The organism is Kitasatospora sp. NPDC059817 (assembly GCF_042731835.1).
In the GTDB taxonomy this organism is placed as follows: Bacteria; Actinomycetota; Actinomycetes; order Streptomycetales; family Streptomycetaceae; genus Kitasatospora.
Window position 1 is genome coordinate 2,737 of sequence record NZ_JBHWIR010000208.1, and the last position, 6,204, is coordinate 8,940.

At 75.9% G+C, this 6,204-nt stretch carries 4 protein-coding genes and 2 pseudogenes; 2 read left to right on the forward strand and 4 right to left on the reverse strand.

Going from position 1 to position 6,204, the window contains the following annotated elements:
• The 3 genes and pseudogenes from ACFV61_RS30465 to ACFV61_RS30475 all read right to left on the reverse strand — a co-directional run.
• Nucleotides 1-1,440 (reverse strand): annotated as a pseudogene (locus tag ACFV61_RS30465) (serine/threonine protein kinase); the annotation flags it as partial.
• A gap of 37 nt (nt 1,441-1,477) precedes the next feature.
• Entirely contained in the window at nt 1,478-1,645 is a 168-nt protein-coding gene (locus ACFV61_RS30470; protein ID WP_167745841.1) for an SflA family class IV lanthipeptide, read from the reverse strand.
• Nucleotides 1,646-1,868: 223 nt separating this feature from the next.
• Nucleotides 1,869-2,531, reverse strand: a complete 663-nt coding sequence (locus ACFV61_RS30475; RefSeq protein ID WP_380495112.1) for a helix-turn-helix domain-containing protein — start codon at nt 2,529-2,531, stop codon at nt 1,869-1,871.
• Between the two features lie 283 nt (nt 2,532-2,814).
• On the opposite strand from ACFV61_RS30475, the gene ACFV61_RS30480 reads away from it, so the two are divergent.
• Nucleotides 2,815-3,675, forward strand: coding sequence for an NAD(P)H-binding protein (locus ACFV61_RS30480; RefSeq protein WP_380495114.1), 861 nt, complete (start codon nt 2,815-2,817; stop codon nt 3,673-3,675).
• A gap of 233 nt (nt 3,676-3,908) precedes the next feature.
• Nucleotides 3,909-4,718: pseudogene (locus ACFV61_RS30485) on the forward strand (slipin family protein); the annotation flags it as partial.
• A 76-nt stretch (nt 4,719-4,794) separates the two neighbouring features.
• Here the strand turns inward: ACFV61_RS30485 and ACFV61_RS30490 are convergent.
• Nucleotides 4,795-5,412 (reverse strand): TetR/AcrR family transcriptional regulator C-terminal ligand-binding domain-containing protein, encoded by a 618-nt coding sequence (locus ACFV61_RS30490; protein WP_380378792.1) that lies wholly within the window; start codon nt 5,410-5,412, stop codon nt 4,795-4,797.
• Nucleotides 5,413-6,204: the final 792 nt, after the last annotated feature.

The window sequence follows — 6,204 nt, forward strand, 5'->3', positions numbered from 1 at the left end:
CCCGCCGGGCGGGGGGGCGGGGGGGCGGCCGGGCGGCTTCCCCTCCCGCAGGCCGGCGGCGGCGGCCGCGCGCCAGCCCCGGTCCGGGAACCCCACGCCGGCGACCTGGGCCACCGCGGAATCCGCCGAGTCCGAAGGCCCGGGGAGGGCCGCGCGCAGGCAGGCCAGGGTGCGGTCGCGGTTGGTCGCCGGGTCGGGGTCGATCACCACCGGGTCGAGTCCGGTGAGGGCGTGGTGGAGCGTGGTGCCCAGCGCGTAGTAGTCCTCGGTGGGGTCGGTCCCGGCGGCGCCGGGCAGCCCGTAGCCCGCCGTGGCCCCGGGCGGGCGGGCGCCGTCGAGGGCGCTGACGCCGAAGTCGACCAGCGAGCAGCGGCCGGCGGCGTCCAGCACCACGTTCGCGGGTTTCAGGTCGCAGACCACCACGCCGCGCGCGTGCACCGCGTCCAGGATCCGCAGCAGTCCGCGCGCCAGGCGCCACCAGTCGCGCCCGCCGGTGCCCGGCCGCAGGTCGTACGGGCCTGCGGCGAGGACGTCGCGCCGCAGGTCGCGCGGCCCGCACGCGCCGCTGACCAGGTACTCGTCGGCGCCGTGCCGGAAGTAGTCGACCAGCGGCGGCACCCCGGGCACCCCGGCCAGGGCGGTGAGCACCCGGCGTTCGTGCCGGAGCCGGCCGCGCGCGTCGGTGCCCGCGCCGTCCTCGCCGACGTGGGCGCGGGCCTGTTTGACCACCACCTCGCGCCCGGTGGCGAGTTCGACCGCGCGGTAGACGTGGCCGTTCGGCGAGCGGGTGATCCCGGCGGTGATCCGGTACCGGCCCTCGCCGACCCGGGTGGTCGGCGGCGGGGCGGCGGCGGCCGCGACGGGCGCGAACGGGTCGCTCGCCCACGGCGGTTGGCGGTAGCGGGCTTCGGCCAGGCCGGGGAAGACCGCCCCGTCCGGGCCGGTCATGCCGTAGTCGGCGCCGTCGCCCGTGACCCGGAACAGTCCGTAGCGGTAGTAGACCGGCGCGTCCGGCCGGAGCCGGCGGTCGCTCACCACCCGGGGCCCGGCCCAGCCGGCCAGCGCCCGGGCCAACTCCTTTCCCAGCGCGACGAGGTCCGCCTCGTCCGGGTAGACCGTGACGGCCTTGCCCACGGCCGCGGGGCCGCGCAGCCCGCTGTTGAGCTCCCGCAGCACGGCCGCGCCCGCCGCGAACTTCGCGTCGCAGGTGCGGCGCAGCAGGATCGGGACCACCGCGTCCAGCAGCTGCGGGAGTTGGCCCTGCCGGGCGGACAGGTGGAGCTTCCAGCCGTGGGCGCGCGCCGGCATCCGCGGGTCCTGGAGGTACCACCACTGCCCGTCGGTGTGCAGCGGGCGGCGCGGGCCGGGCGCGGCGGCCGCCAGGTCGGCGACCCGGCGCCGCAGGGCCTCGGCGGAGCCGGGGTCGGGTGGTGTGGTCATCGCTCCGCCCTCCCCCGGTCCGCTTCCTCGGTACGGGTCAGCAGTCCACGGCGCAGTCGAAGCGCGTCGGAACGTAGGTGACCCACGGGTCGGCGAGACACGCGACCGGGGCGAGGTCCGCGTCGTGCTCGTCCTCGAAGACGATGGCGTCCTCGTCGATGTCCAGCAGGCCTGCGTCGCGGATCTCGGTCACCACTGCGCTCATGGGTGGTTCCTCCCTTGGGGGTTGGACCTGCTCTTGCGGATCATGCCGGGCGCGCGGGACACCTGGGCACGCTGATCCGACGTGACCCGCAAGAGGGGGCCTGGGCCGGTGTTCCTTGCGGTTGGCGCCTCATGCTAGCCACGCCGACCGGTCCGCGACAGGGGTACGACAACGCCAACTCGGCCGCTCAGCACCGCGATTCCCGGCGACCGGAACGGATCGTTCAGTCACTCACCAGGCGGCGGCCGGTGATCTCGTCCGGGCTGATCCGGATCCAGCTGGTCCGGTCGCCGCCGGCCCAGGGGATCGCGCCGGGGAGACCGACCAGGTGGTGCAGGGCGGCGGGGTCGTGCACGTGGTGGGCGGTGCCGAGGAGGAGGACGCTCCAGCCCCGGCCGAGGTACTCGTCGATGTGGTCGATCTGGAAGGAGAGCGCGGTGCCCTCGGCCGGGGCGCCGCGCTCGGTGGTGCGGTAGGCGATGGTGCGGTCGTCGACGACGTAGTTGACGGGGACGACGACCGGGCCCGGCTGGAGCGGCAGGGCGATGCGGCCGACGCCGTGGGTGCCGATCAGCTCCCAGCACTCGGGTTCGGTGAGGCCGAGCAGCCGCGGGTGCGGGCCGGGGCCGCCCTGGCCGGGCGGGGCGTCGGCGCGGCCTTCGAGCAGTTCGCCGCGACTGAGGCCGAGTGCGGCGGCGATCCGGACGAAGCCGCCGGGGTCGAAGGCCGGTCCGGCTTCGAGCAGGTAGTGCAGGTAGCGGGGGGCCATGGCCGCCTGGTGGGCGAGGTCGTCCTCGCTGAGGCCGAGTTGTTCGCGCCGCTCGGCGATCCGGCCGGCCACGGCGGCGGGTTCGGCCCGGTCGACGGCGTCAGGGGTGTCGTTCACGGTGGTGGCTCCTCGGCTTGCCGGCGGGTGCCCGGGGTCGCGCCCGGCGTCGTGTCCCGGGTCGTGTCCGGGCGGTGACCAGGCCGGATCCATCCAAGCGCCCGGCGCGCGCCAAGTCGAGGAACGGCGGGGCGCCGTGCGTGTCGGCTCGGGGCGAACCGTGGCCGGCCCACCCGACCGGCCCGAGCCCGGCGGGCCCGACCTTGATCGGCTCCGCCCCGCCTGCGATCATCACGCTGACGTCGAATCAGGTCGGCGTCCGCTACGGGGAGGAGTGCCATCCGTGATCGTTGTGACGGGTGCCACCGGTACGGTCGGGTCGAAGGTGGTCGTGGGGCTGCGCGAGCGCGGCGAGGCGGTGCGGGCGCTGGTGCGCGCCGGTTCGCCGGGCCCGGCGGAGTGGGACGACGCGGTCGAGCGGGCGGCCGCCGACTTCTCGGACCCGGCTTCGCTGGACGCGGCCCTGGCCGGGGCCGACGTCGTCTACCTCCTGGTGGCCGTCCACCCCGAGATGGCCGCCCACGAGCGGAACGTGATCGACGCGGCCGTGCGCACCGGCCGGCGGCCCCGGATCGTGCTGCACGCGGCGGCGGGCGTCGAGCAGCGGCCGGAGGGCGTCCGCTTCGTGGGCGCACACGTCAGCGGCCTGGACCACCTGCGGGCCTCCGGGCTGCCGTGGACGGTCGTGGCGCCGAACGGCTTCCACCAGAACGTCCTGGGCATGGCCGCGGGCGTCCGGGCCGGCACCCTCGCGGCGCCGGGCGGCGAGGGCGCGGTGTCGTACGTGGACGCCCGGGACGTGGCGGCGGCCGCCGTCGAGGTGCTGGCGACCGAGGGCCACGAGGGCGCGGTCTACACCCTGACCGGCCCGGAGGCGCTGTCGCACGACGCCTTGGCCGAGCGGCTCGCCGCGGTCGCGGGCCGCCCGGTGGCGTACACCGCACTGGCACCCGAGGCGGCCCTGGCCGGAATGCTCGACGCGGGCTGGGACCAGTGGCGCGCCGAGGGCATGGTCGAGCTGTACGGGCTGTACGCGGCCGGGTACGCCGCCGCCGTCAGCCCCGACGTGGAGAAGCTCACCGGCCGCCCGGCGCGCTCCTTCGCCGAGTTCGCCGCCGAGCACGCGGCCGCCTTCGCCGGCTAGGCAAGAGGGTTCCAGGACGCCCGTGGTGCGCGCGCCACGGGCGTCAGCCCGCCGCCGGGGTGGCGCGGTCGCGCCTTACCGGCGGAGCGGACGGCCCGTCAGGATCCCCGGCGCACGCGGCTGTCGATCCCCGCGGCCGGGGCGCATACTGTCCTGCGCGGCTCGCACCCGCGCGACAGGGCCCGCTCAGGACCCGGCCCGGGCTGCGCCGCTACGGGGAAGGTCGGACGAACGTGGCAATTGTCGTTCTCGTCGTCGTGCTGGCGCTGTTCTGGCTGATCACCGGCGTGCGGGTGGTGCAGCAGTACGAGCGCGGCGTGGTGTTCCGGCTCGGCCGGGTGCGCGAGCAGGTCCGCCAGCCGGGCCTCACCCTGCTGGTGCCGGTGGTCGACCGGATGCGCAAGGTCAACGTCCAGGTCGTCACCATGCCGGTGCCCGCCCAGGAGGGCATCACCAAGGACAACGTCTCCGTCAGCGTCGACGCCGTGCTGTACTTCCGCGTCGTCGATCCGATCAAGGCCACGGTGGACGTCCAGAACTACTCCTTCGCGATGCTCCAGGTCGCCCAGACCTCGCTGCGCTCGATCATCGGCAAGAGCGAGCTGGACGACCTGCTCTCCGGCCGGGAGAACCTGCACCAGGGGCTGGAGATCATGATGGAGAGCCCGGCCACCGGGTGGGGCGTGCACATCGACCGGGTGGAGATCAAGGACGTCAGCCTGCCCGACTCGATGAAGCGCTCGATGGCCCGCCAGGCGGAGGCCGACCGCGAGCGCCGGGCCCGGATCATCACCGCGGACGGCGAGTTCCAGGCCGCCGCCAAGCTCGCCGAGGCCGCCGTCACGATGTCCGAGACCCCGGCGGCGATGCAGCTGCGGCTGCTGCAGACGGTGGTCGAGGTCGCGGCGGAGAAGAACTCGACGCTGGTGCTGCCGTTCCCGGTGGAGCTGCTGCGCTTCTTCGAGGCCTCAGCCGCCCGGGCCGCCGAGGCGGGTTCCGCGCCAGCGCCCGCCGTCCCGGCCCAGGCGCCGTCCGACGCTGGCTGACGGCCCGTCCGCACGACCACGGCCGGTCCGGGGCCCGCCCCTGACCGGCCGTCGGCCATCGACCTGACCGCCCTCACTGGCGGACGATCGGCAGCAGCACCTCGTCGACGATCTCCGCCGGGTCCAGCTGCTCCGGCGCGCCGCCGCACATCTTGATCCGGTACAGCATCAGCGCCGGGACGACGTCGGTGACCAGCGGGGTGACGGACCCGGGGCGGACCTCGCCCCGGGTGGCACCACGGCCGAGCACCTCGGCGATCAGCGCGGCGGTGGGCTCCACCACCCGCTCCAGCACGATCGCCAGGAAGGTGTGGGCCCGCTGCTGGTCCAGCTCGCCCATGATGGCCCGCACGGCGGCCCCGGGCTCGCTCAGCATCGCCGCGCGCAGCCTGGTCACCACCTCCAGCAGGTCCCCGCGCAGGCCGCCGGTGTCGGGCGGCGGGCCGACCGGGGGCAGGCAGGCGCGCAGCGCGTCCTTGACCAGTTCCTCCTTGGAGGGCCAGCGCCGGTAGAGCGCGGCCTTGCCGGTCTGCGCGGCGGCGGCGACGCCCTCCATGGTGAGCCGGGCGTAGCCGTCGGCGGTGAGCTGCTGGAGGGCGGCCTCGAAGATGGCGTTCTCCAGCGCCTCGCCGCGCCTGCGGAGCGGGGCGCCCGTCGCCGGTCCGCGCGCGACTGCGGGTTCAGCGGGCATGGCTGCGCACCTTCTTCGGCTCCACCTCTCGACACGCCCGTTCACCGGCTGTCCGTAATGAACGGATGTGTTCCCTATATCCAGGGCCACTGTCGATGTTAGTGAACGAACCCGTCACGTCCCAATCGTTCGCCCCCCGGCCGTCGCGGGCCGCGCCGGCGCCGTCGGACCGGCCTGCCATGGCTCCCCTTCCCTCCTCGCCCGTACGACGCGGCCGCCCGCCCGCCGGACGCGCCGCCCGCCGGAGCGCGATCGCGTCCGGGCCGGAGGCCGTCGATGCGCGGGGCCGCCGTCAGGACACCGTCAGTGACGGCGCCCGCACAGTCAAGGGGGCGTCAGGATCACCCGCCCCCCGAGGGTCCGCGGCCTAGGCTCGGACTCGTCCCCGCCCGGCTGACGCGGGCCCAGCGCCCCGCCACCGACCTCCGGAGCACCCTTAGCCACCACCCGATCGATCCGCCGTGTCGGACGATACGCAACGAAGGTGAGGTCCCCGTGGCCGTTCTCGGCGCCTTCCACCGCCGCCAGCCCCTCCCCGCCGGCTGGCCGGCATCCGCGCCGGCGCGCGGCTCGGTGGCCGCGGCCCTGTCCGCGATCGTGCGCAGGCTCGCCGACAGCCCCCTGGACAACTCCGTGCTCCAGGCCGTGGGCGCCCCGACCGCCTCCAGCGGCACCGGCGCCGCCCGCCGCACGGTGCGGATGCGGGCCAGGGGGGGGGCGGGGCCCACACCCCCACGGGCCCCGCCGGGCGGGGGGCCCGGGGGGGCCGCGGGGGCTCGATAACCAACAAAG